The organism is Kitasatospora sp. NPDC058965 (genome assembly GCF_042741245.1).
Taxonomy (GTDB): Bacteria; Actinomycetota; Actinomycetes; order Streptomycetales; family Streptomycetaceae; genus Kitasatospora.
The window spans coordinates 9,511-32,769 of sequence record NZ_JBHYKG010000063.1 but is presented as its reverse complement, the minus strand read 5'-3'; the positions used below and the strand labels follow the sequence as shown (position 1 = coordinate 32,769).

Genomic DNA, 23,259 nt, shown 5'->3' with positions numbered 1-23,259 from the left:
TTCGGGCGGTTGGTGGGGGGGGGGGCGCCCGCCCCCCGGGGGCGGGGGGGGGGGTTCCGCGGGGCCCCGCGCCGGGGGGGGGGGGGGGGGCCCCCACGGCCGGGCCGTCATCCGCGCGGCTCGGCGGCCCCGAGGCGGGCGGCCAGGAACCCGACGGTCCGTGCGATCAGTTCGCCCGGATCCGGGTGGCCGGTGAAGCAGTGGTCGGCGCCCTCGACCGGGACGTACTCGGCCTCGACGCCTGCCGCGAGCAGGCGCGCGTGCAGGCGCTCGGCCTGGGCGGCCGGCACCGCCGCGTCCGCCGTGCCGTGCACGATCTGGAACGGCGGTGCGGCAGCGGTCACCTGGTGGACCGGGCTGGCGGCCCGGGCCGCCTCGACCAGCTCGCTCGACGGGCCGCCGAGCAACCGGTACAGCGGATCGTCCGGGTCGTCGCCGTGCGGCAGCACCGTGAAGTCGGTGGGCGTGTACCAGAGCGCGGCGGCCGCGACGGGCCGCCCGCCGTCGGCGGTCGCGTCGAGGGCGGCCAGCGCCGCCAGCGTGCCGCCGGCCGACTCGCCCCAGACGCCGATCCGCTCGGTGTCCAGCTGCCACTGCTCCCCCTTGCTGCGCAGGAAGTCCAGCGCGGCCCGCACGTCCTCCAGCGGGGCCGGGAAGCAGGCCTCGCCGGAGAGCCGGTAGTCGATGGTGGCCACCGCGAGGCCCGCGTCGGTCAGCGCCCGGAAGACGGAGCCGGCCGGCAGGGTCCCGGGCAGGTAGCGGCGGTCGCCCTCCCAGAACGCACCGCCGTGGATCCAGACCACCACCGGTACCGGGCGTCCGTCGGGCGGCGGAGCCGGCAGGTGCAGGTCGAGCAGCAGCGGCCGGAACCCCCGGACCTCGGCGAAGGTGAGCCCCGGGTGCACGGTGTGCGCCGCCGCGCCGCCGCAGGGCGTGCTGATCTGGTCTGACACAGTGTTCGTCCCTTCGATCGTTTCAGTTGAACGTAGATCGCCGCGCCATCTGACGCAAGAGACGAACACCAGGCTGCAAAGTCTGGATTTCGCTCGGCCGGTGCCATCGGCCCACCCTGCGTCGTCCGGCGCCGACGCGCTCCGTCACCGCGGCAACGACCCTCCTAATGTCCGGACAATTCCAGCCACCTCACTCGGCGAGCTTGCCGATCGGGCCGCTGCATGCCTAGTTTTAATGTCCGTACATTTGATCCAGTGGGAGGCACCCTTGGCCGCCAGGCAGCACCATCGGATCGTGATCATCGGCGGGGGCTCGGCGGGGATCTCGGTCGCGGCCCGGCTCCGGCGGGCCGGCCAGCGAGACGTCGCCGTCGTCGAGCCGAGCGGCCGGCACTACTACCAGCCGCTCTGGACCCTGGTCGGCGGCGGCCGGGCCCCGCTGGCGCAGAGCGTCCGGCCGCAGGCGTCCGTGCTGCCGAAGGGCACGCACTGGATCCGCCGGTCCGCCCGGGCGGTCGACCCCGAGAGCCGGCAGGTGACCCTGGACGACGGCGGCACCGTCGGCTATGACCAGCTCGTGGTCTGCCCCGGGATCCAGTTGGACTGGGAGCGCGTACCGGGCCTGTCCGCGGCCGGGCTCGGCGCGGACGGCCTGTGCAGCAACTACCTGCCGCACACCGCCCCCGCGACCTGGCGCCTGATCCGGGGGACCCGGTCCGGCACCGCGGTGTTCAGCATGCCGACCGGCGCCGTCAAGTGCGGCGGCGCACCGCAGAAGATCGCCTACCTGGCCGCCGACCACTGGCGCGAGCAGGGCGTCCTCGGCCGCGTCGACATCCACCTGGTGATCCCCGGGGCCACCCTCTTCGGCGTCCCGGAGTTCGCCCGGGTGCTCGACGGGGTGGTGCGCCGGTACGGCATCACCGTCCACTACGGCAGCGAGGTCACCGAGGTGCGGGCCGCGGCCCGCGAGGTCGTCGTCACCGACCTCGCCACCGGCGGCACCACCGCCCTGCCCTACGACCTGGCCCACCTGGTGCCGCCGCAGAGCGCGCCGGACTGGATCAAGCGCAGCCCGCTGGCCGGCGCCGACGACCCGGCCGGCTGGGTGGAGATCGACCGGCACACGATGCAGCACGTCCGGTACCCGGACGTCTGGGCGTTGGGCGACGCCGGTTCCTCGCCCAACGCCAAGACCGGCGCCGCCGTGCGCAAGCAGGCGCCGGTGGTGGTCGAGAACCTGCTCGCCGCGGTCGACGGCCGCCCGCCGACCGCCCGGTACGACGGCTACTCGTCCTGCCCGCTGACCACGGCCCGCCGCAAGATGCTGCTCGCCGAGTTCGACTACAGCGGGCGCCCGGCACCGTCGATCCCGCTGATCGACACCGTCCGCGAGCGCACCGACATGTGGTACCTCAAGCGGCACGGTCTCCCGTTCCTCTACTGGAACCTGATGCTCCGCGGGCTCGCCTGACCGGCCCCGGCACCCCCTCCCCCGCCCCGCACCCTCATCTACGGAGCTTCCCCATGGCCGAGCAGGCCGGACCGCTGGTCTTCGTGCAGTTCTACCTCGACTGCCTCTCGCACGCCTCGTACCTCGTCGGCGACCGCACCACCGGCCGGGCCGTCGTGGTCGATCCCCAGCGCGACGTCAACGAGTACCTCGCCGCCGCCGAGCGGCACGGCCTGACCGTCGAGCGGGTCGTCGAGACCCACGTGCACGCGGACTTCCTCTCCGGCCACCTGGAGCTGGCCGAGCGCACCGGCGCCCGGATCTCCTACGGGTCCGCCGGCGCGGTCGACTTCGACACCGACCCGCTGCCGGACGGCGCCCGGATCGACCTCGGCGCGGTCGAGCTGGAGGTCCTGCACACCCCGGGCCACACCCCGGAGTCGATCTGCCTGGTCGTCCGCGAGCGGGCGGGTGACGCCGTTCCGTACGGCGTGCTCACCGGCGACACGCTGTTCATCGGCGACGTCGGCCGGCCGGACCTGGTCGCCGCCGCGGGCCGGTCCGCCGCGGAGATGGCGCGCGCCCTGTACCGCTCCACCCGCACCCTGCTCACCCTCCCCGACGCCACCCGCGTCTACCCGGCGCACGGCGCGGGTTCGTCCTGCGGCAAGAGCCTGTCGACCGAGCTGAGCTCGACGATCGGCGAGCAGCGCCGCACCAACTACGCGCTGGCCGACCTGACCGAGGAGGAGTTCGTCGCGGCCGTGACCGACGGCCAACTCGCCGCGCCGGCCTACTTCGCGTTCACCTCGGCGCGCAACCGCCAGGACCGCGCGGTGCTCGACGAGGACACCCCCGTCCCGTCGCTCGCCCCGGACGCGTTCCGCGCGGCCCGGGCGGCCGGCGCCACCGTGCTGGACACCCGCGACCCCGACGCGTTCGCCGCCGCCCACCTGCCGGCCGCCGTCAACATCCCGCTCGGCGGCCGGTTCGCCGAGCTGGCCGGCCAGGTGCTGGACGCCCGGCAGGACATCGTCCTGTGCGGCGACCCCGACTCGGCGCGCGAGGTCCGCAACCGCCTGGCCCGGATCGGTTTCGACCGCGTCCTGGGCGCGCTGGCCGGGCCCGTCGAGTCGCTCGGCGCCGCGCAGCTGGCCGGCGTCGAACGCCTGGGGGCCGCCGAGCTCGCCGACCGACTCGCCGACACCGGGCGGGACTTCGTCCTGCTGGACGTGCGCGGCCGCGGCGAGGTCCGCGAGCTCGGCACCGTCCCGGGGGCCCGCCTCGTCCCGCTGCCCGAACTCCTTTCCCGGATACCCGAGCTGGCGGCCGGTCAGCCCGTGGTCGTGCTGTGCGCGGGCGGCAACCGCTCCTCGGTGGCCGCGTCCGTGCTGCGCGCCCGCGGGTTCGACACCGTCGACCTGCGCGGTGGTTTCGCCGCCTGGCACGGCGAGGTCGCCCGCCTCACCGAGCCGGAGCCGGACGGCGTCCCGGAGTGAGCGTCCTGATCCTCGCCCTGCTCTGCGGAGCGGTGGTCGGCACGGCCCTCGGCGCGCTCGGCGGCGGCGGGGGCGTGCTCGCGGTCCCGGCGCTGGTGTACCTGCTGGGCGTCAGACCCGCCGATGCCGGGACCACCAGCCTGGCCATCGTCACCGCCACCTCCGTCACCGCCCTCGTCCGCCACGCCGGCACCGGCTCGGTCCGCTGGCGCACCGGCGCGCTCTTCGCGGCCGCCGGGGTGCTGCCCGCGATCGGCGCCTCGGTGCTCGCCCACCGCATCCCGCAGCAGGTGCTGACCGCCGGGTTCGCCGTCCTGGCCGCGGCCGCCGCGGCCGCGCTGCTGCGCGCGACCCGCGCGGCGCGGCGCGCCACCGCCGACGAGGGCGCGGGCGACGGCGCGCCGGCTGCCGCCGGTGACCACGGCCACCTGCGGACCGCCGCCGTCGGGGCCGGCCTCGGCACGGTCACCGGACTGCTGGGCGTGGGCGGCGGCTTCCTCGTGGTGCCCGCCCTGGTGTCCGTGCTCCGGCTGCCGATGCGCAACGCCGTCGGCACCAGCCTGGTGGTCATCCTGATCAACTCGGTGGTCTCCCTCACCACCCGCCTCTCGGTGGCCGGCGCCTCGCTCGACCTCGCGGTCTTCGGCCCCTTCGTGGGCGCCGCGGTCCTCGGCGCCTGGGACGGCAAGCGGCTGGCCGCCAGGCTCTCCGGCGCCGCGCTGCAACGGGCCTTCGCCGTCGTGCTGCTCACGGTGGCGGCCGCCATGCTGGCCGACGTCCTGGTCTGACGGTCCGCCACCGCGCGCCGCACGGGCTCGCCCCCGGCCGGGCGGCGCGCGCGGGACTGCTGGGGCCGGGTTTGTGCTGTCGTGCCGGAGGGACGAACATGCTGTGCGTGTCCCGCACCGTGCAGCCGACCCGTGACCCCGAGGAGGGCGCCGTGACCACCCGCCCCGGCGCCCGGCCCCTCACCCGCTCGCCCGGCAATCCGCTCTGGGCGCAGCTCCGGGCCGACCTGCTGCGCCGGCTCGACGCGGGCGAGTTCCAGGACGTGTTCCCGGGCGAGCACGAGCTGGTCGCCGAGTACCGGGTCAGCCGGCACACCGTCCGCGAGGCGCTCCGGCAGCTGCGCGAGGAGGGGCTGGTCACCGCGCACCGCGGTCGGGCCTCCCGGTTCACCGCGAGCCGCCCGCTGGAGCAGCCGCTCGGCGAGCCGTTCAGCCTGTTCCGCTCCGTGGAGGAGGTCGGCGCCGTTCAGCGCAGCGTGGTGCGGGCTCTGGACCTGCGGGCCGACGGCGTGGTCGCCGCCCGGCTGGGGCTGGAGGAGTCGACGCCGCTGCTGCACCTCGAACGCCTGCGCCTGGCCGACGAGGAGCCGCTCGCCGTCGACCGCGCCTGGCTGCCGGCCGACCTGGCCCGCCCGCTGCTGGAGGTCGACTTCGCCCGCACCTCGCTCTACGGCGAGCTCGAACGCCACTGCGGCAGCCGGATCGGCGGCGGCTGGGAGCGGATCCGGGCGGTGGTGCCCGGTCGCGGCGAGCGGATCCTGCTCGACTGCCCCGCCGGCACCGCCCTGTTCGCGATCGACCGGCTGGGCCACGACACCGACGGCCGCCCGGTGGAGTGGCGCCAGACCCTGGTCCGCGGCGACCGCTTCGCCGTCGCCGCCGCGTTCTCCCGCCACGAGTACCAGTTGGGCGCGCCGGTCCGGACGCCCTGACCCACCGGTCCCCTACTGCGGCAACTGCACCGCCAGACGGGTCAGCCGCCCGTGTGTCGGCTTCGTCGGGCGCGCCGTCCGGGCCAGGGTGGAAAGCCCGAGCCGCGGGTCCGCATCCGGTACCCCACCGTGAGGTGGCGGGTCCGGCTGCCGCCTGACGGATCGTCGAGAGTGTGGAGGTGGCCGGGTGCCCCGGGTTCCGCTGTTGTCCCTGCGGGGGATCTCCAAGGACTACGGAACCGTGCGGGCCCTGGACGCGGTCGACCTGCGGGTGGACCGCGGACAGGTGCTCGGGCTGGTCGGTGACAACGGGGCCGGCAAGACCACGCTGATCAAGGCCATCTCCGGGGTCACGCCGCCGGATGCGGGGTTGATCGAGTGGCAGGGCGTCCCGATGGAGCTGCGCCGGCCGGTCGACGCGCAGCGGCTCGGCATCGCCACCGTGCACCAGGACCTGTCGCTCTGCGACCGGCTGGACGTGGTCGCCAACCTGTTCCTCGGCCACGAGCTGCGCCGGTTCGGGGTGCTGCGCGAGATCGAGATGGAGAAGCGGTCCCTCGCCCTGCTGGAGCGGCTCTCGATCCGGCTGCCCAGCGTGCGGATCCCGGTGAAGGCGCTGTCCGGCGGACAGCGCCAGTCCGTGGCCATCGCCCGGGCGCTGATCGGCCGGCCCCAGCTGGTGATCCTCGACGAGCCGACCGCCGCCCTCGCCCTGGAGCAGTCGGCGCACGTGCTCGACCTGATCCGCGAGCTGCGCGACCAGGACCACGCCGTGATCGTGATCAGCCACAACCTGGACGACGTGCAGGCCGTCGCCGACCACATCGCGGTGCTGCGGCTGGGCCGCAACAACGGCCTGTTCGAGGCCAGGTACACCAGCCAGGAGCAGCTCGCGGCCGCCATCACCGGCGGCCACCCGCTCGCGGTGACGCTGCAGCAGAGCATGCTGCCGAGCGGCCTGCCGGCGCAGGACGCCGTGGAAGCGGCCCACCGCTACCTCCCGGCGCACTCCGGGGTCGGCGGCGACTGGTTCGACGTCATCCCGCTGTCCGGCGGCCGGGTCGCGCTGGTGGTCGGCGACGTGGTCGGCCACGGCCTGCACGCCGCCGCCACCATGGGGCGACTGCGCACCGCCGTGCACAACCTCGCGATGCTCGACCTGCCGCCGGACGAACTGCTCACCCACCTGGACGAGGTGGTCAGCCGGATCGACGAGGAGGAGGCGGCCGGCGACCGGGCGGAGGCGATCATCGGCGCCACCTGCCTCTACGCGATCTACGACCCGGTCTCCTGCCGCTGCCAGCTCGCCCGCGCCGGGCACCTGCCGGCCGTCCTGGTGTACCCGGACGGCACGGTGGACATCCCGGACACCCCGGCCGGGCCGCCGCTGGGCCTGCGCGGGCTGCCGTTCACCACGGTCGAGCTCGACATCCCGGAGGGCAGTCAGCTGGTCCTCTACACCGACGGGCTGGTGGAGTCGCGGACCAAGGACATCGACGTCGGCCTGGACCGGTTGCGCGCCGCCCTCGCGCACCCCGGGCGCTCCCCGGAGCAGACCTGCCAAGGCGTGCTGGACGCGATGCTGGCGACCAGCCCGACCGACGACGTCGCGCTGCTGGTGGCCCGCACCCGGGCGGTGCCGATGGACCGGATCGCGGAGTGGAACGTCCCGCAGGACCCGGCGGCGGTCTCCGCCTCCCGGGCCGCCGCCACCGCCCAGTTGCGCCGTTGGGGCCTGGACGACCTGGTGCTGGGCACCGAACTCATCCTCAGCGAGCTGGTCACCAACGCCATCCGGCACGCCGCGGGCCCGATCGGCGTGCGGCTGCAGTACGGCCGCACCCTGATCTGCCAGGTCGCCGACGGCAGCGGCACCTCGCCGCGGATGCGGCTGGCCGCCAGCACCGACGAGGGCGGGCGCGGCCTCTTCCTGGTGGGCCAGATCGCCCAGCGCTGGGGGACGCGGTACACCGAGCACGGCAAGGTGATCTGGACCGAGCAGAAACTGCCCTGACCGCGCCGCGGCACCCGCGGGCGCTGCCCGTAGGGTGGGCCGCATGAAGACGATCGGCCTGCTGGGCGGGATGAGTTGGGAGTCGACGGCGGAGTACTACCGGGTGCTCAACGAGGAGGTGCGGGAACGGCTGGGCGGGCTGCACTCGGCCCGGTGCGTGGTGTACTCGGTCGACTTCGCCGAGGTCGAGCGGTTGCAGGCGGCCGGCCGCTGGGCCGAGGCCGGCGACCTGCTGGCGGCGGCGGCCCGCGCGCTGGAGGCGGCCGGGGCGGACTTCCTGGTGCTGTGCACCAACACCATGCACAAGGTGGCGGACGCGATCACCGGGGCGGTGTCGGTCCCGCTGCTGCACCTCGCCGACACCACCGCCGACGCCGTCCGGGCGGCCGGACTGCACCGGGTCGGGCTGCTCGGGACGGCCTTCACGATGGAGCAGTCCTTCTACCGGGACCGGCTGGCCTCGCACGGCCTGACCGTCGACGTGCCCGGGCCGGCGGACCGGGCGCTGGTGCACCGGGTGATCTACCAGGAGCTGTGCCTGGGCGTCGTCACCGAGGAGGCCCGGCGGGAGTACCGGCGGGTCATCGCCGAGCTGGTGGCGGGCGGTGCGCAGGGGGTGGTGCTCGGCTGCACCGAGATCGAGCTGCTGGTGCGGCCGGAGGACAGCCCCGTGCCGCTCTTCGCGACCGCCCGCCTGCACGCCGAGGCCGCGGTCGCCCGCGCGCTGGCCTGATCCGGTGCGGGCGGGGCGGCGGGTCCGCCCCGCTGGTGCACCGGCTGACCGGCCGTCAGCTGCCGAACGGGTTGCCGCCCAGCTGCAGGCCGCCGTTGAGCACCACCTCGGTGATCTTGAAGTCGGTGGAGTCCGCCCACGTCGTCGGCTTGGTCGCCCCGCCCACCAGCGCGTTCACCGTCGGGATCGCGTCGGGCACGCTGCCCGCGATCCACTCGGGCACCTTCTCCAGCACCGCCGCCACCGCCGAGACGACGCCGCCGACCAGCAGCGCGACCAGCACGCGGGCGATCAGCCGCTCGACCGCGGTGACGATGTTGCCGACCACCGCGCCGATCACGGCCAGGATGACGTCGGCGACGGCCTCGGTGATGGTGATCCAGGAGGCCACCGTGTACCAGGTCTTCTCGTCGGTCGGCCTGCTCTGGATCCAGGTCAGCGACTGGGTGCCGTCCGCCTTGGTGGCCAGCGCCATCGTGTTGTAGTAGGTGATCTCGCAGTAGGCGTCGATGCCGGGCGAGATGGGCGTGTGGATGTAGAGGTAGGTCTGCATCGTCGCGCCGTCGAGGTTCATCGTGTACGTGGTCACGTTGGGCGTGTAGTTGACGCCCGCCACGTTGACCGGGTCCAGGGTGAAGCCGGTGGTCGAGGCGATCTGGGTGTCGTTGTTGCCCAGCTGGAAGATGCCGGCGGCCGCGTGCGGGAACTCCGCCGGGAGGCTGGGCAGCACCATCTTCGCCATGAACCGCTCCAGCGACAGGTTGAAGCTGGCCCGCGCGCCGGCCGGGACCGCGCCGGCGGCGATCTCCTGGACCGCCCCCTCCGAGCTGCGGTTCTCGGTCATGCAGAGCACGCCCAGCAGCGCCTTGGTGATGTCGGCGTTGTCGATGTAGGCGTAGTCCGTCTCGGTCGGGCTGAGCCAGGCGAAGTCGCCCGCGGCCTCCTCCTCGCCCAGGTTGACGGTGGCGAACACGTGCTGGAACTGCTGCAGGTTGGCGTTGAACCACTGCGCCAGCAGCTGCTCCAGCACGTTGTCGAGGGAGGCGTCGTGGGCCGGCGTGGTGTAGGCGACCGAGGAGACGGTGACCACCGGGTCGTCCGGCGAGCCGCCGCTGGTGCGCACCTTGAGGTTGTTCGGCTTGGTGCCGTCCGCGGCGGGCGGCTGCGGGATGTAGACCAGCTTGACCTCGACGTAGGCGGTGCCGCCGGTGACGGTGATGGCGGTGGTGCCGGCCGTGACCGTCGCGGTGAACGGGATGTGCATCCGGACGATCGAGCCCGAGCCGCCGGTCGCCAGCGCCCAGGTGCCGAACCCGCCGGCGCCGTGGATCGCCGGCGAGAAGAGCGAGGCGGGCAGGTCCGCGGTCCAACTGGTCGGCGAGGTCTTCTTGTCCGCGATGGCGCGGTTCACGTCCGGCAGCGGGATGACGTAGACGGTGTCCCAGCCGTTGGTGTTGTACGGGATCGAGGCGGCGGCGGTGGCCGCCACCATGGTGCTGCCGAGCACCGTGCGGTGCGCCGGGCCGCTCCGCTCGGCGGCCGCCTTGATGTGCTCGACCTCGATCCGGTGGACCTTGTCCTCGTCGATGTGCGGCAGGAAGTGCTGCTTGTGGACGGACATGTCGCTCCTCGCCGGGTGGCTGGCACCCGATGGGTGGGATGGGACTGCCGGGCGGACGGGCCGGTGACCGGTCCGCCGGTCGGAACCGCGAGCGCGGTGGGCGCGGTGGGCGCGCCGGCATGGCGGCCGGGCCGTGCGGCACCGCCGTGGCGGGACGTCAGGAGTCGGCGGGGCCGACGTTTCACAAGGGGGTTCGCCCGCGCGCGGGGGACGGGCTCAGGAGAGCGTGCCGCCCAGCACGAGCGCGCCGTTCAGGTGGGCCGTAGTCACCGCCGAGCCGGCGGAGTCGAGCCAGTGGACGCTGCGCGCGGGCAGCGCGCCCAGGCCGACCGAGCCCATCCTGCTGTCCAGGGCGGAGCCGAGGTCCTCCGCGATCACCGCCACCACGGCCTGGGTGATCCCCTCGACGATCAGACCGCCGCCCCAGAACCACCAGGGGATCGAGGCGGAGTGCCCGGAGCGGGCGTTCGGGTCGCCGTCGACGACCAGCCGCTGCCCGGCCGGATCGAAGCGGACGGTGTGCTGGCTGGTGCTCCACCAGCTCATCGTGATGCCGGCCTTGAGGTCGCAGTCGCCGCTGATCGACACCGCCAGCGCGCCGCCGACCACGCCGATCCGCAGCTGCGTCACCCGCGGCGTGTACCAGATCGCGCCCTCCTTGACGGACCGCACCGAGAAGGCGTGCGCCGCGGTGATCGCGGGGCCGTTCGGATCGAGGCCGAAGCAGCCGGGGTCGGCGCTGCCGCCGAACACCTGGGGCAGCCCCGGTGCGATCAGGTTCCGCAGGAACAGCTCCGGCGAGACGGCCAGGGCCAGCTGCGGACCGGCCGCGAGCAGCTCCGGGTCGACCGTGTGCTGGAGCCGGCCGGTGTCGCGGTCGGTGGTGGTGCTCAGCACGGTGAGCCAGCCGCGGCCGCCCCCGGTCTCCAGGTAGAGGAAGGCCGAGCGGACCGGCGCGAGCCAGGCGTCCGCCGCCGCGCCGATCGGGTCGAGCGAGGCGAACACGAAGGAGACCTGATCGGCGTGGGCGGCCAGGGCCGCGGCCACCCCGTTGAGCACCAGCCCCTGGCCGATCGCGCCGAGCCGGCCCAACAGCTCGGCGGGCCCGTCGAGGTGGACCGGGGTGACGGTGCCGGGTCGGGCGGCGGCGCCCTGCTCCTGCGCGCCGTGCAGCGCGAAGACCAGGTGGGTGGCGCCGCCGCCCGGCGCGGGCAGCAGTTCGAGCGCGATGTCCAGCACGGCGGTGCAGCCGGACAGGTCGACCCCGGCCGCCCCGGCCGGCACCACGGCGCCCGTCGCGAACGGCAGCGCGAGCCGCAGCAGGCTCCCCGAACCCCCCGGCACGATCTGCCAGGCGCCGAACACGCCGTGTAGGTCGAAATCCGTGGAAAAGGAATGCCCGGTGTATTTGAATTCGGTGACGAGGTGTCCGGCGGAGCGCTTGAGCGCGGAATTCGCCGTTTCGATGGTCAGCGCACAGACGGTATCCCAACCGAAGATGTTCACGCCGCCCCCCAGCGGTGAGTGAATTCCCGGGCCCGGCCCGGCGGCTCGCCCAGTACCCTTCCGCGCCGCGAGAAACCTGTCAATCCCCGGCACAGTCGCGGACGATGAGAATCACCGGCGCCTCCGGCGCATTCCCGCCGCCCGGACCGGCGCCACCGGCGCTCTCGGACATTCCTGGGGCGGCGGGTCATGCATGGTCCCGAATGCCTTTCCCGGTCCGCGCCGGCTTTCCTGGTCCACAGTGCTTTCCGTGGTGCGGGAGCGGCGGAAATCGGCCCCCGTGCCGGCCCGGGTGAATGCGGGGGCCTACGCCGGTCCGGCCACCTCGGTGACGAGGGTGTACAGCTCGACGATCACGCCGTCCCTGCAGTGCGCGATGTCCATCCCGGTCACGACCGGCGGTCGGCCGGCCGGACCGTACCGGAAGCCGAGGTGCCCCAGGTCGTCGCCGACCGAGACCAGGCCGTCCGGCCGGAAGACCCAGTCCGGGGACTGCGCCCGCAGTTCGGCGGCGCGCTGCGCGAGCGCCTCGCGGCCCCGGACCACCCGGTCGGGCTCGTGCCAGACGACGTCCTCGGCGTAGGTCTCGGCGATGGCGGCGGCGCGGCGCCCGGGGTCCGGTTCGTTGAAGACGTCGAGCAGGTTGCGGCGCATCAGGTCGGCGACGGTGCTGGTCATGGCTGTTCCTTCCGTTCAGTCGCGCAGTGTCTTCATCGCCCTCGCCCAGGCCTCGACCTCGTCGAACAGCTCCGTCACCGCGGCGTCGTGGTGCGCGCCGGGCTTGAAGAGCGTGTAGTTCTCGAAGTCGGTGAAGAGCGAGAAGGACAGCTGCTGGCGGACGTGGGCCAGTTGGAGCTCGCTGGCGACGGCGCGCAGGTGCTCGACGGCCCGGACGCCGCCGGCCGCGCCGTAGGCGGCGAAGGCGGCGGCCTTGTTGTTCCACTCCGCGTAGGCGAAGTCGAGCGCGTTCTTCAGCACGCCGGGGACGGAGTGGTTGTACTCGGGGGTAACGAAGACGTAGCCGTCGAACTCGGCGACCTTGGCGGCCCAGGCCCGGGTGTGCTCGCCCTGGTACTGGCCCATCGACGGCGGCAGCGGCTCGTCCATGAACGGCAGTGGCCAGTCCGCCAGGTCGACCAGCTCGTACTCGGCCCCGGTCCGCGCGCCCGCGCGGTCGACGATCCAGTCGGCGACCGGCTTGCCCCGGCGGCCCGGGCGGGTGCTGCCCAGGATCACGGCGATCTTGAGGGTGGACATGGTGCTCACTCCCTCGATTACTTGATGCTTCAAGTCAAACCGTAGTCCTGCCGACTTGAAGCATCAAGTGACAGCAGCGCAGCGCAGCCGCTTGTTCCCCGACCAGCCGGGACCCGGCGCCGGATCAGCGGGCGGGCGAGTCGATCCGCTGCAGGATCCGCTCGGCGTCCTGCCCGAGCCGGCGCAGCCGCTCGCCGGAGAGGTTGTCCACGACCAGGCGACGGACGTGGGCCACGTGCGCGGGGGCGGCGGCCGCCAGCTTCTGCAGGCCGGCGGGCAGCAGGATCGCGCGGGTGAACCGCCCGTCGGCCGGGTCCGGCTCGCGCCGGACGTAGCCGCGGCTCTCCATCCGCTTGACCAGGTGCGAAAGGCGCGACAGCGAGGTGCTGGTGTGCTCGGCCAGGGTGCTCATCCGCAGCGCCCGGTCCGGCGCCTCGGACAGCATCGCGAGGGTCATGTACTCCACCATGCTGAGGTCCGCGTCGCGCTGCAGCTGCGCGTCGACGGCCCACGGGAGCCGGGTCATCAGCCGGACCACCGACAGCCAGGAGGACAGCTCGTCGGGGGTCAGCCAGAGGTCCGCGTGCTCGTCCGGCGCGGCCGCGGACGCCTCGTCGTGGAGGGTCACACCACGAGCGTATCAGCGGCGCACCGCGGGTGACACGGGGCCTTACCGAGCCGCCGCGGCACCCGCGGTCACTTGAATGTCCGACCGTCAGTGGACGACGGCCAGGTCGTGCGGGGTGCTGTTGAACCGCCAGCCGCCGGTCTCGGTGACGGTGACGATGTCCTCGATCCGCACGCCGAACCGTCCGGGCAGGTAGATGCCGGGTTCGATGGAGAAGCACATCCCGGGCACCAGCGGCTGCTCCTCCCCCTCGACCATGTACGGCGGTTCGTGCGTGGTGACGCCGATGCCGTGGCCGGTGCGGTGGATGAAGTACTCGCCGTAGCCGGCCTCGGTGATCACGGCGCGGGCGACCCGGTCGATCTCCTGGCAGGCCACGCCCGGCCGGACGGCCTCGAAGGCGGCCTGCTGGGCCCGGCGCACCACCTCGTGGACGGTGCGTACCTCCTCGGGGACGTCGGCCCCGACGTGGACGGTGCGGGTGGTGTCCGAGCCGTAGCCGTGCTTCAGGCCGCCGAAGTCCAGCACCACGGTGTCGCCGGCCCGGATCACCCGGTCGTCCGCCTCGTGGTGCGGGTTCGCCCCGTTGGGGCCGGAGCCGACCACGGTGAAGTCGACCTGGCTGTGGCCGAACTCGGTCAGCAGCGCGGCCAGGTCCGCCGCCACCTCGTTCTCCCGCCGGCCGGCGAAGGGCACCTGGAGGATCCGGTGGTACGCCTGGTCGGCGGCGGCGCCCGCGGCGGCGAGCCGTTCGAGCTCGTCGGCGTCCTTGACGGCGCGCAGCATGGGGAGCGCGCGGGTGACCGGGACGTAGGCGGTGGCCGGCAGGGCCTCCTGCAGGCCGAGCAGGTGCATGGCCCAGGCGGCGTCGGAGACGGCGTACCGGCCCTGCGGATCGAGCAGCGGCACGGCGGCCGCGTAGGGGTCCTCGCCGTCGACCCAGTCGGTCAGCGTCAGCGCGCCCGCGCCGGCGGCGCCCTCGGCGTCCGGGCGCTCCAGCTTCGGCACGATCATGGTCGGCGGCCGGTCCGGGGCGAGCACCAGCGCGGTGAGCCGCTCGGTGATGGCGACCGGCTGGTACCCGGTCAGGTAGACCAGGTCGGGCCCGGGGGTGACGAGCAGCCCGGACAGCCCGGCCCGCGCCGCCGCCTCGGTGGCACGGGCCAGCCGGGCGGCGAAGTCCTGGACGGTGAAGGGGTTCGGCATGGGTGGCGGCTCTCCTTCGGACGGTCCGGTGCCGGGTCCGACGCCGGGTCAGCTGCGGGCGACCTGAGCATAGTTGTGCAGGAACAGTGCCTCCACCAGGGCCATCCGCTCGATCTCGGTGGGGTCCACGCTCTCGTTGGGCGCGTGGATGAGGCAGCGCGGCTCCTCCACGCCCATCAGGATCAGCTCGGCGTCGGGGAAGGTCGAGGCGAGCACGTTGCACAGCGGGATCGAGCCGCCCTGGCCGAGGTAGGAGACCGGCTTGCCGTAGGCGTCCCGCATCGCGCGGTCGAGCGCGCCGTACGCCGGTCCGTCGGTGGCGGCGCGGAACGGCGAACCGGTGGACTCCGGCGCCACCGCCACCCGTGCGCCCCAGGGGGCCGCCGCCTCCAGGTGGGCGGAGAGCGCCGCGGCCGCCGCGCGGGGGTCCGTGCCCGGCGGCACCCGCAGGCTGACCCGGGCCCGGGCCCGGGCGGGGACGGCCGCGGCCGAGCCGACCACCGGCGGGCAGTCGATGCCGAGCACGGTGACCGCGGGGCGGGCCCAGAGCCGGTCGGCGACGGTGCCGGAACCGAGCAGGGCGACGCCGTCCAGCACGCCCGCGTCCGCGCGGAACTGCTGCTCGTCGTAGCCGAGGTCCGGCCAGCTGCCGTCGTTCTCCAGGCCCTGGATCCGGGTGCCGCCGTCGGCGTCGCGCAGCGAGTCGAGGATCCGGATCAGGGCGGCCAGCGCGTCGGGGGCCGGGCCGCCGAACATGCCCGAGTGCATGTCGCCGGCCAGCGTGTCGACGGTCACCACGACGTTGGCCAGGCCGCGCAGCACCGTCGTCGCGGTCGGGACGCCCACCGCGGCGTTGCCGGTGTCGCAGACCAGCAGCGCGTCGGCGCGCAACTCGTCCGCGTGGTCGGGGACGTAGGCCTCCAGGCCACCGGTGCCCTGCTCCTCCGAGCCCTCCACCACGAGCTTGAGGCCGACCGGCAGGTCGTCGCCGAGCGCCCGCAGCGCGGTGAGGTGCATGACGATGTTGCCCTTGCAGTCGGCCGCGCCCCGCCCGTACCAGCGGCCGTCGCGCTCGGTCAGTTCGAACGGCGGCGACTGCCAGGCAGCGTCGTCCAGCGGGGGCTGCACGTCGTAGTGGCTGTAGAGCAGCACGGTCGGCGCGCCGGGCGGTGCGGGCCGGTGGCCGATGACGGCGCTGCTGCCGTCCGGGGTCTCGGCCAGGTGGACGTCCAGCAGGCCCGCGTCGGTGAACGCGTCGGCCACCCACTGGGCGGTGCGCCGGCAGTGCTCGGGCGGGAACTGCCGGGCGTCGGCGACGGACGGCATCGCCACCAGTTCGGCGAGGTCGGCCTTGGCGCGCGGCATCAGCGCGGCCACCCGGGCGGCGAGGTCGGCGGGCCGGTCCGGCCCCGCGGTCTGCTCAGTCATTCACCACGTCCGAGGTCTTGAGGGTGTTGAGCTGCTCCTGGTAGCCCGCCAGCTGGTCCGGGCAGTACACCTTGATCACTTCGGCGCCCGCCTCCAGGATCCGGCCGTCCGCGATGATCGGCCGCATCCCGGGCCCGCCCGCGCCGCTGGCCAGCTGGATCCGCCACAGGCCCTGCTTCAGCGCCGAGTTGGGGTCCGTGCAGACGACACCTCCGTCGGTGCCCAGCACCAGGGCGATGTTGTGGGTGTTCAGCGCGGGGAAGCCCTGGGCCACCAGGGCGTCGTTCAGCTTCTGGGCCTTGGCGTGGGCCTCGTTGGTGGCCTTCTGCTGGGTGTAGGTCAGCAGTGCGCCGATCACCAGGCCGACCAGCAGCACGATCGAGCCGATGTAGATCCAGCGGTGCTCGGACGCCATCCGGGTGGGGCTCATGCCATCTCCTCCCCCGGCGTGCCGGTGCCGGGCTCCGGCTGCCGCCAGCTGGGCTTGCGGGCCTTCAGGAACGCGAACGGGATCACGAATCCCAGCAGCAGCAGCCCGCCGCCGACGATCCCGATGTAGGACCAGGCGCTGCCGCCGCCGAACTGCGAGGACGGGACGAAGCCGATCGCCATGGCCAGCGCCGATGCCACCAGCCCGACCACGCACAGGGTGGTCAGCAGCGGCGCGCGGTAGCCGCGCGGGTGGTCGGGCTGCTTGCGGCGCAGCTGGATCGCGGCCACGAACATCAGCAGGTAGACGATCAGGTACACCTGGGTGGTGATCACCGAGAAGATCCAGTACACGCTGGACACGTCGGGGATGAGTGCGTACAGCAGGGCGATGCCCGTGGTGATCAGGCCCTGGGTGACCAGGATGTTCTGCTGGACGCCCTTGGCGTTCAGCTGCTGCAGGAACGGCGGTAGGTAGCCCTCCTGACGCGAGATCAGCAGCAGGCCCTTGGACGGCCCGGCCAGCCAGGTGAGCATGCCGCCGACCGAGGCGGCGCACAGGCCGACCGCCACGATCGGCACCAGCCAGCCGATGTGGAAGTACTGGAAGAACGCGTCGAACGCCTGCATGACGCCGGCGGTCAGGCTGAGCTGGTCCGAGGGGATGACCCAGCTGATCGCCAGGGCCGGCAGGATGAAGATCAGCAGCACCAGGCCCATCGCCAGGAACATCGACTTGGGGAACTCCTTGGCCGGGTTGCGCAGCTTGTTGACGTGGACCGCGTTCATCTCCATGCCGGAGTAGCTGAGGAAGTTGTTGACGATCAGCACCAGGCTGGCCACGCCGGTCCACTCGGGGAGGATGTGCGAGGCGGTCATCGGCGCGGCGGACGCGTTGCCCTGCCCGAGGAAGACCATGCCGAGGATCACCAGCAGCGCGCCGGGGATCAGTGTGCCGATGATCAGCCCCCAGGAGGCCAGCCCGGCCACCGCGTTGGTGCCGCGGGAGGAGACCCAGACCCCGGTCCAGTAGACGACCACGATGACGATGGCGGTGTAGACGCCGTTGCTGGCCAGGTTCGGATTGATCACGTAGGCGATGGTGCTCGCGACGTAGGCGAGCAGGCTCGGGTAGTAGAAGATCGTCATGGCGAACTGGCACCAGACGGCGAGGAAGCCCAGCGGCTTCGACAGCCCCTGGGCCACCCAGTTGTAGACCCCGCCGCTCCACCCGGAGGCGAGCTCCGCCGAGACCAGGGCGGTGGGCAGCAGGAAGACGATCGCCGGCAGCAGGTAGAGGAAGACGCAGGCGAGCCCGTAGACCGCCATGGTCGGCGAGGCCCGCAGGCTCGCGACCGAACTCGTCGTCATCAGCGCCAGCGTCAACCAGGTGATCTTGTTCGATCCGGCGCCGGCCCGCGCCGCGCTGACCGCCCGCGCCCCCTCCGACCGCCCTGCATCGTCGCCCGGTACGTCCACGGTACTCAAGAGCAGCCTCCTCGACCGACCTGTCGGTGCGTCATGTCCCGCACCCCCGATCGTGCGGCGGCTTTCGGGCGGGCCGCCCGCCGGACTGGGCCGTTCGAGGTGACACCGGGTCAGGTCGCTCCCCGTCGGGTCGCGCCGCCACTCGAACGGACGAGCTGGCGTGGCAGGGCGCCGGGGCGCTCCGCACGATGGCAGCAGCCGGGTGTCGAGGGGACGGGTGGAGCGAGCATGGGAACCGACGCCGATTCCGCCGCGCCGCCCGCGCGGGCGGCCACCGGAGTACTGGCGGCCACCTGCGTCTCCGCCTTCGTGGTGAACGCGAACACCTCCGCCGTCAGCATCCTTCTCCCCGCGATCAGCGCGGACACCGGCACCTCGCTGGCCACCCTGCAGTGGGCGGTGACCGGGTACTCGCTGGTCGGGGCGGCCGTCATCGTCACCTCCGGGGCGCTGGGCGACATCTTCGGGCGGCGCCGGATCTTCGTCGGCGGCCTGCTGCTCTTCGTGGCGTCCTGCGTGCTGATCGCCCTGGCGAACGGCGGCGGCCTGGTGATCGCCGGGCGCGCGGTCCAGGGCGCAGCGGGGTCGACGATCCTGGCCTGCGGGCTCAGCCTGCTGTCGGCGGGGTCGTCCGGCGAGGCGCAGATGCGCTCGGTCTCGCTCTGGGGCGCGGCCTCGGCCGCGGGCGCGGCGGCCGGCCCGCTGCTCGGCGGCGTGCTCGTCGACGTGACCGGCTGGCAGGGACTGTTCTGGATCGACGCGGGCATCGCCGCCGCCTGCGTGCCGCTGACCCTGCGCACCGTCCGGGAGTCCCGCGACCCGTCCCGGCCGCGCTCCGTCGACCTCGCCGGGACGGGGCTGGTGGCCGCGGTGCTGGTCCCGCTCGTCTTCGCGGTGACCGAGGGCTCGGACTGGGGCTGGCTCAGCGCGCCGACCCTGGTCTGCCTGGCGGTCTCGGTGGTGTCGGTGGTCGGGTTCGTCGTGGTGGAGAAGCGGGTGCGCGCTCCGCTGATCGACCTGGCGCTGCTGCGCAACACCTTCCTGGTCGGGTCGACCGTGGCCATCCTGGTGGTGGCCGGCTGCATCAACGCGATCATGTACATCTGCAGCCTGTACTTCCAGAACCCCGACGGCCTGGGCATGACCCCGCTCGAAGCGGGGCTCGCCACGCTGCCCGCGGCGGCGGGCATCGTCGTCACCGCTCCGCTGATCACGCCGCTGGTCGACCGGCTCGGCGCCCGGACGGTGATCGCCGGCGGCTTCGGGGTCGCGACCGCGGCGTTCGTCGCCCTCGCCTTCGTCCAGGCGTCCTGGACCTACGCGGCCTTCGCCGTCCCGATGGTCGTCCTCGCGGTCGGCCTGGGCCTGGCGAACGGTCCCGCCTCGTCGGTGGCCACCGCCTGCGTGACGGACGAGCAGGTGGGCGCGGCCTCCGGGATCTCCAACATGGGCCGCTACGTCGGCGCGGCGGTGCTCACCGCCGTGACCGCGGCGGTCTTCAACGCCGTCCGCCTGCACCACGCCGCCGGCGGGTCCACGGCGGACGCACTGGCGAGCGGGTTCTCCCGGTCCGCCCTCGGGCTCGCGCTGTTCTGCGCCTTCGGCATCGCGCTGGCGCTGCTGGTCGGCCGGTTCCACCCGCCCGCCCCGCCCACGGCCGCCCACTACGCGGCGGCCGGCTCGCACACCGTGCCGACCGGCCCGGCCGCGGGGGCGGCGGACGGCACCGCCGCGCGGTGAGGTCCCGGTGACGTCCGTCGGACGTCACCGGGACCTCGTCAGGACGTCAACGCCCCTGCAGGGACTTCACGTTGTCGCCGAAGGACCAGCCCTTCGAGCCGTCCCAGTTGATCGACCAGGTCATCAGGCCCTTGAGGGCGCCGCTGAAGGCGTTCCAGCCCTGGCCGACCGAACCCGGGTCCATGTAGCCGCCGCCCGCGCCGGACTGGGCCGGCAGGCCGGGCACCTGCTTGTCGTAGGGCACCTTGATGGTGGTGCCCTGGATGGTCAGGCCGTTGTTCAGGCAGGTGGTCTGCACGGTGAAGCCCTGCACGGTGCCGGCCTGGTAGGAGTCGCCGGAGCAGCCGTACATGCTGCCGTTGTAGTACTGCATGTTCAGCCACCACAGCTGACCGTTGTCGGCGTACTTCTTGATGATCGGCAGGTAGGCGCCCCAGATCGAGCCGTAGGTGACGCTGCCGCCGGTGACGTACGCCGTCTCGGGCGCCATGGTCAGGCCGAAGCCCGCGGGCATCTGGGAGAGCACGCCGTCGATGATCCGCTCCAGGTTGGCCTGGGAGGCGGAGAGCGTGCCGATGCTGCCGCTGCCGGACAGGCCGGTCTCGATGTCGATGTCGATGCCGTCGAAGTTGTACTGCTTGAGGATCGGGACCACGGTCGCCACGAACCGGTCGGCGACGGTGCTGGAGCTCAGGTCGATGCCCGCGGCGGCGCCGCCGATCGACATCAGGATGGTCGCCCCGGCCGCCTTCGCCTGGCACATCTCGGCGGGGGTGGCCACCTTGACGCCGGTGTCCATGCCGTCCTGCCACTCGACGGTGCCGTCCGAGAGGATCACCGGGAAGGCCGCGTTGATGACGTTGTAGCCGTTGGCGGCGATCCGGCTGTCGGTGATCGGGATCCAGCCCAGACCGGGGTGGACGCCGTTGGCGGCGCCGTCCCAGTTCTCCCAGTAGCCCTGCAGCACCTTGCCCGCCGGCCGCGGCTTCGTGGCGCAGGTGGTGCCGCCCGGCGGCGTGGTGGTCGGCGAGGCGCTGGTGGGCGGGGCGGTGGTCGGCGGGGCCGTGGTGGGCGGCTGCGTGGTGGGCGGCGCGGTGGTCGGCGGGGCCGTGGTCGGCGGCTGCGTCGTGGGCGGCGCGGTGGTCGGCGTGGGGCTGGTGCCGCCGGGGCCGACCAGCGAGACGTCGTCCGCGTAGTACGCGGGCTGCCCGTACCAGCCGTGCAGGTAGACGGTGACCGAGGTGGTGCTCGCCCCGGTGGTGAAGCCGACGCTGAGCTGGCCGTACGACGCGTTGCCCGGCGTCCAGGTGGACGGGTCGCTGCCCGCGCCGGTGCCGGTGGCGCCCAGGTAGACGTAGCTGCCCTGGACGTACGCGCTCAGCGTGTACTGGGAGTTGGGCTGCACGCTGATGGTCTGGGTGCACTGGGCGTCGTCCTGGCCGGACGGCGTGCCCTTGAGCGCGCCGGTGCCGGAGTGGACCGGGCTGCCGACGACCGCACCGGAGCCGCCGGTACAGGTCCAGTTGGCGAGCCCGCTCTCGAACCCGGGGTTGGCCACCAGGTTGGTGGTGGCCGCCCCGGCGGAGACGGAGTTGGCCACGGCGAGGCCGGCGCCGATCACGACGGCGGCGCTCACCCCGGCGAGGGAGCGGGTCAGGACGCTCGATCCGGGCCGGGCACCGACGGCCCGGTGCGGCTGCGACGCGCGTTCGAGGCGGACGGGGTCCGGACCGGGGCGGAACTCGCCCGACGGGCGCGGCGTGCGCGACCTCCGACGGAACATGCTGTGCTCCCTTCCCGCCGGGCGTCAGGGGCATGGCCGACGCGTGGGGGGCGTCACGCCCGGCTTGGGTGAGGTGGGGGGACATGTGGGGATGTGCCGGACCGGATCGTAGGAGCGGCGGCAAACCCAGTCAATAGGTCTGGACCAATTGCGAGGGTAGGGCGAGGGTCGGACCATCGCCGGGACGCCCCGTCAGCCCCCCGTGCGGACACGGCCGGTGACGCCGCACCACCCGTGCGGGTGATCCCCCGCCGTCCGGGCAAGCCCTCTCCCCGGTCGCACCGAAGGCATCACGGAAGCGCCCGCGCACCGCGGGCTCCGGCACGGGACGGGAGCACGATGCCGCAACCGGACGCCACGGTCGAGCAGTTGATCATCCGCGTCGGCAGCGGCGACGAGCACGCCTTCGACCTGCTCCACGACGCGGTCAGCCGCAGCCTGTTCCTGATCGTGGGGCGGGTCGTGCGGGACCGCGGGCAGACCGAGGAGGTCGTCCAGGAGGTGCTGCTGGAGATCTGGGACAAGGCCCACCGGTTCCAACCCGCCCGGGGCACCGGCATGGCCTGGCTGGCCACCGTGGCCCACCGGCGCGCCGTGGACCGGGTCCGCACCGTGCGCGCCGCGGCCGAACGCGACCTGCGGGCCGGTCTGCTGGAGCACGGACCGGCCTTCGACGACGTCAGCGAGCAGGTCGAGGACCGGCTGCGGCACGAGCAGGTCCGCTGCTGCCTGCAGGCGCTGACCGACCGCCAGCGGCAGGCCGTCGTCCTGGCGTACTACCACGGCTGCTCCTACCAGGAGGTCGCCGAGCGCCTGAACCTGCCGCTCGGCACCGCGAAGTCGCGCGTGCGGGACGGGCTGCTGCGCCTGCGCAGTTGCCTGGAGGAAGGCGATTGAGAGCGGCGCGAGACAGTTCCCGCACGCAATTCGCACATGGTTCGGTAGCGAACTCCCTTTTTCGCACCCTCCCTTTCGGCGCACAGCCGTCGGCCCGCCGCGCGCGCATCCCAATGGATTTGCGTCGCGGCGGGCGCAGCGGAATCCCGTCGTCATCATCTTCGGACGCCGGAGCCCGTCGGATGGGTCCGTGACGGGCCCAACTCCGGCTTTCACCCGCCTGGCTGAGCATCGCGGCCATGGCCGGCTGCCTGCTTACGCCGGCCGGGTGGCAGCGGTTCGCCCACGATTGCGTGTCGCCTTGACGGGGGTATTCCGAGACCATTTCACTTCCGGATGACCGCCTGACAGGGCCTGTGGCCATGGCCGTCGCCTTCAGTCGTCCGCCCCGTCCGCACACGTTCACGGCGGGGCCCTCCACTTCTGCGCACGGCAGCCCAGGCCGAGCCGGCGGCCCGTTCATCCAGTCCACCGATTCGAGGGAGAATCCATGTCCCCGGACACCCCCGCAGCTGACACACCGTCCGACGGCCTGTCCCGTCGGCTCCTGATCCGCCGGGCCGCGGCCGTCGGCGCCGCCGGGCTCGCCGTGAGCCTGGCCGCAGGCGCCGGCTCGGCCGGCGCCGACCCCGCCGACCCCGCTCCGGCGGACGCCGGGGACCAGGACGGTGCAGCGGCGCCCGAGCACGCCGAGCCGATGATCATCCACGTCCGCGACGCCCGGACCGGCCACCTCGACCTGTTCAGCGGCGAGCGCCACCACCGCGTCCAGGACCCGAAGCTGGCCGCCGCCCTGGTCCGCGCCCTCGGCTGAGCCGCCCGGACGCCAGTAACTAGATCCGATTCCAGGTCGAGGTCCGCAACCCCGACACGTTCCTGAACAACACCCGACCGATCGCAACGC

The 23,259-nt window shown here is 73.5% G+C and carries 20 protein-coding genes; 9 read left to right on the top strand and 11 right to left on the bottom strand.

Annotated features, from left to right (window positions below; all coding sequences use genetic code 11):
* Window positions 1-107: 107 nt before the first annotated feature.
* Complete coding sequence (locus tag ACFW1A_RS13610) at window positions 108-953, bottom strand: alpha/beta hydrolase fold domain-containing protein (protein WP_380408425.1); 846 nt, start codon at window positions 951-953, stop codon at window positions 108-110.
* 235 nt (window positions 954-1,188) lie between these two features.
* Between ACFW1A_RS13610 and ACFW1A_RS13605 the strand changes: the two genes are divergently transcribed.
* The 6 genes from ACFW1A_RS13605 to ACFW1A_RS13580 all read left to right on the top strand — a co-directional run bounded on the left by ACFW1A_RS13605 (window position 1,189) and on the right by ACFW1A_RS13580 (window position 8,372).
* A complete protein-coding gene (locus ACFW1A_RS13605; protein ID WP_380408423.1) occupies window positions 1,189-2,427 on the top strand; it encodes an FAD-dependent oxidoreductase in 1,239 nt (412 codons plus the stop codon).
* Window positions 2,428-2,480: 53 nt separating this feature from the next.
* Window positions 2,481-3,905: a rhodanese-like domain-containing protein gene (locus tag ACFW1A_RS13600; protein ID WP_380408421.1), complete on the top strand. Its 1,425-nt coding sequence runs from the start codon at window positions 2,481-2,483 to the stop codon at window positions 3,903-3,905.
* Window positions 3,902-4,693: a sulfite exporter TauE/SafE family protein gene (locus tag ACFW1A_RS13595; protein ID WP_380408419.1), complete on the top strand. Its 792-nt coding sequence runs from the start codon at window positions 3,902-3,904 to the stop codon at window positions 4,691-4,693. The genes ACFW1A_RS13600 and ACFW1A_RS13595 overlap by 4 nt, the downstream gene beginning before the upstream one ends.
* Before the next feature lie 107 nt (window positions 4,694-4,800).
* On the top strand, window positions 4,801-5,625 hold the full coding sequence (locus ACFW1A_RS13590; RefSeq protein WP_380408417.1) for a GntR family transcriptional regulator: 825 nt from the start codon (window positions 4,801-4,803) through the stop codon (window positions 5,623-5,625).
* A 187-nt stretch (window positions 5,626-5,812) separates the two neighbouring features.
* On the top strand, window positions 5,813-7,639 hold the full coding sequence (locus ACFW1A_RS13585; protein ID WP_380408415.1) for a SpoIIE family protein phosphatase: 1,827 nt from the start codon (window positions 5,813-5,815) through the stop codon (window positions 7,637-7,639).
* 43 nt (window positions 7,640-7,682) lie between these two features.
* Window positions 7,683-8,372 carry an aspartate/glutamate racemase family protein gene (locus ACFW1A_RS13580; protein ID WP_380408413.1) on the top strand — a complete coding sequence of 230 codons (690 nt, stop codon included), beginning with the start codon at window positions 7,683-7,685 and terminating at the stop codon, window positions 8,370-8,372.
* A gap of 55 nt (window positions 8,373-8,427) precedes the next feature.
* On the opposite strand, the gene ACFW1A_RS13575 is transcribed toward ACFW1A_RS13580, so the two are convergent.
* The 9 genes from ACFW1A_RS13575 to ACFW1A_RS13535 form a co-directional block, all read right to left on the bottom strand.
* On the bottom strand, window positions 8,428-9,993 hold the full coding sequence (locus tag ACFW1A_RS13575) for a TULIP family P47-like protein (RefSeq protein ID WP_380408411.1): 1,566 nt from the start codon (window positions 9,991-9,993) through the stop codon (window positions 8,428-8,430).
* A gap of 216 nt (window positions 9,994-10,209) precedes the next feature.
* Entirely contained in the window at window positions 10,210-11,499 is a 1,290-nt protein-coding gene (locus ACFW1A_RS13570) for a TULIP family P47-like protein (protein ID WP_380408409.1), read from the bottom strand.
* A 306-nt stretch (window positions 11,500-11,805) separates the two neighbouring features.
* Complete coding sequence (locus ACFW1A_RS13565) at window positions 11,806-12,177, bottom strand: nuclear transport factor 2 family protein (RefSeq protein WP_380408407.1); 372 nt, start codon at window positions 12,175-12,177, stop codon at window positions 11,806-11,808.
* A 15-nt stretch (window positions 12,178-12,192) separates the two neighbouring features.
* Window positions 12,193-12,756 carry an NADPH-dependent FMN reductase gene (locus ACFW1A_RS13560; RefSeq protein ID WP_380408405.1) on the bottom strand — a complete coding sequence of 188 codons (564 nt, stop codon included), beginning with the start codon at window positions 12,754-12,756 and terminating at the stop codon, window positions 12,193-12,195.
* 124 nt (window positions 12,757-12,880) lie between these two features.
* Window positions 12,881-13,384 (bottom strand): MarR family winged helix-turn-helix transcriptional regulator, encoded by a 504-nt coding sequence (locus ACFW1A_RS13555; protein WP_380408403.1) that lies wholly within the window; start codon window positions 13,382-13,384, stop codon window positions 12,881-12,883.
* A gap of 87 nt (window positions 13,385-13,471) precedes the next feature.
* On the bottom strand, window positions 13,472-14,590 hold the full coding sequence (locus ACFW1A_RS13550) for an aminopeptidase P family protein (RefSeq protein WP_380408401.1): 1,119 nt from the start codon (window positions 14,588-14,590) through the stop codon (window positions 13,472-13,474).
* A gap of 48 nt (window positions 14,591-14,638) precedes the next feature.
* Complete coding sequence (locus ACFW1A_RS13545) at window positions 14,639-16,018, bottom strand: dipeptidase (RefSeq protein WP_380408399.1); 1,380 nt, start codon at window positions 16,016-16,018, stop codon at window positions 14,639-14,641.
* Window positions 16,011-16,448 carry a hypothetical protein gene (locus tag ACFW1A_RS13540; protein WP_380408397.1) on the bottom strand — a complete coding sequence of 146 codons (438 nt, stop codon included), beginning with the start codon at window positions 16,446-16,448 and terminating at the stop codon, window positions 16,011-16,013. The genes ACFW1A_RS13545 and ACFW1A_RS13540 overlap by 8 nt, the downstream gene beginning before the upstream one ends.
* Window positions 16,445-17,935, bottom strand: coding sequence for an APC family permease (locus tag ACFW1A_RS13535; protein WP_380408395.1), 1,491 nt, complete (start codon window positions 17,933-17,935; stop codon window positions 16,445-16,447). Before ACFW1A_RS13535 ends, ACFW1A_RS13540 begins: the two co-directional genes overlap by 4 nt.
* Window positions 17,936-18,163: 228 nt before the next feature.
* Between ACFW1A_RS13535 and ACFW1A_RS13530 the strand changes: the two genes are divergently transcribed.
* Window positions 18,164-19,675, top strand: coding sequence for an MFS transporter (locus ACFW1A_RS13530; RefSeq protein ID WP_380408393.1), 1,512 nt, complete (start codon window positions 18,164-18,166; stop codon window positions 19,673-19,675).
* Between the two features lie 46 nt (window positions 19,676-19,721).
* Here the strand turns inward: ACFW1A_RS13530 and ACFW1A_RS13525 are convergent, their stop codons facing one another.
* Window positions 19,722-21,458, bottom strand: a complete 1,737-nt coding sequence (locus ACFW1A_RS13525) for a carbohydrate binding domain-containing protein (RefSeq protein WP_380408391.1) — start codon at window positions 21,456-21,458, stop codon at window positions 19,722-19,724.
* Between the two features lie 339 nt (window positions 21,459-21,797).
* Between ACFW1A_RS13525 and sigK the strand changes: the two genes are divergently transcribed.
* Window positions 21,798-22,355 (top strand): ECF RNA polymerase sigma factor SigK, encoded by a 558-nt coding sequence (sigK, locus tag ACFW1A_RS13520; protein WP_380408389.1) that lies wholly within the window; start codon window positions 21,798-21,800, stop codon window positions 22,353-22,355.
* Between the two features lie 490 nt (window positions 22,356-22,845).
* Window positions 22,846-23,169, top strand: a complete 324-nt coding sequence (locus ACFW1A_RS13515; protein ID WP_380408387.1) for a hypothetical protein — start codon at window positions 22,846-22,848, stop codon at window positions 23,167-23,169.
* Window positions 23,170-23,259 lie beyond the last annotated feature (90 nt).

What these genes read in the sequence shown, in the direction of transcription:
- ACFW1A_RS13525 (WP_380408391.1), bottom strand. Translation starts at nt 21,458, where the DNA reads ATGTTCCGTCGGAGGTCGCGCACGCCGCGCCCGTCGGGCGAGTTCCGC.
- ACFW1A_RS13575 (WP_380408411.1), bottom strand. Translation starts at nt 9,993, where the DNA reads ATGTCCGTCCACAAGCAGCACTTCCTGCCGCACATCGACGAGGACAAG.
- sigK (WP_380408389.1), top strand. Translation starts at nt 21,798, where the DNA reads ATGCCGCAACCGGACGCCACGGTCGAGCAGTTGATCATCCGCGTCGGC.
- ACFW1A_RS13540 (WP_380408397.1), bottom strand. Translation starts at nt 16,448, where the DNA reads ATGAGCCCCACCCGGATGGCGTCCGAGCACCGCTGGATCTACATCGGC.
- ACFW1A_RS13545 (WP_380408399.1), bottom strand. Translation starts at nt 16,018, where the DNA reads ATGACTGAGCAGACCGCGGGGCCGGACCGGCCCGCCGACCTCGCCGCC.
- ACFW1A_RS13550 (WP_380408401.1), bottom strand. Translation starts at nt 14,590, where the DNA reads ATGCCGAACCCCTTCACCGTCCAGGACTTCGCCGCCCGGCTGGCCCGT.
- ACFW1A_RS13560 (WP_380408405.1), bottom strand. Translation starts at nt 12,756, where the DNA reads ATGTCCACCCTCAAGATCGCCGTGATCCTGGGCAGCACCCGCCCGGGC.
- ACFW1A_RS13605 (WP_380408423.1), top strand. Translation starts at nt 1,189, where the DNA reads ATGTCCGTACATTTGATCCAGTGGGAGGCACCCTTGGCCGCCAGGCAG.
- ACFW1A_RS13530 (WP_380408393.1), top strand. Translation starts at nt 18,164, where the DNA reads ATGGGAACCGACGCCGATTCCGCCGCGCCGCCCGCGCGGGCGGCCACC.
- ACFW1A_RS13600 (WP_380408421.1), top strand. Translation starts at nt 2,481, where the DNA reads ATGGCCGAGCAGGCCGGACCGCTGGTCTTCGTGCAGTTCTACCTCGAC.
- ACFW1A_RS13565 (WP_380408407.1), bottom strand. Translation starts at nt 12,177, where the DNA reads ATGACCAGCACCGTCGCCGACCTGATGCGCCGCAACCTGCTCGACGTC.
- ACFW1A_RS13515 (WP_380408387.1), top strand. Translation starts at nt 22,846, where the DNA reads ATGTCCCCGGACACCCCCGCAGCTGACACACCGTCCGACGGCCTGTCC.
- ACFW1A_RS13580 (WP_380408413.1), top strand. Translation starts at nt 7,683, where the DNA reads ATGAAGACGATCGGCCTGCTGGGCGGGATGAGTTGGGAGTCGACGGCG.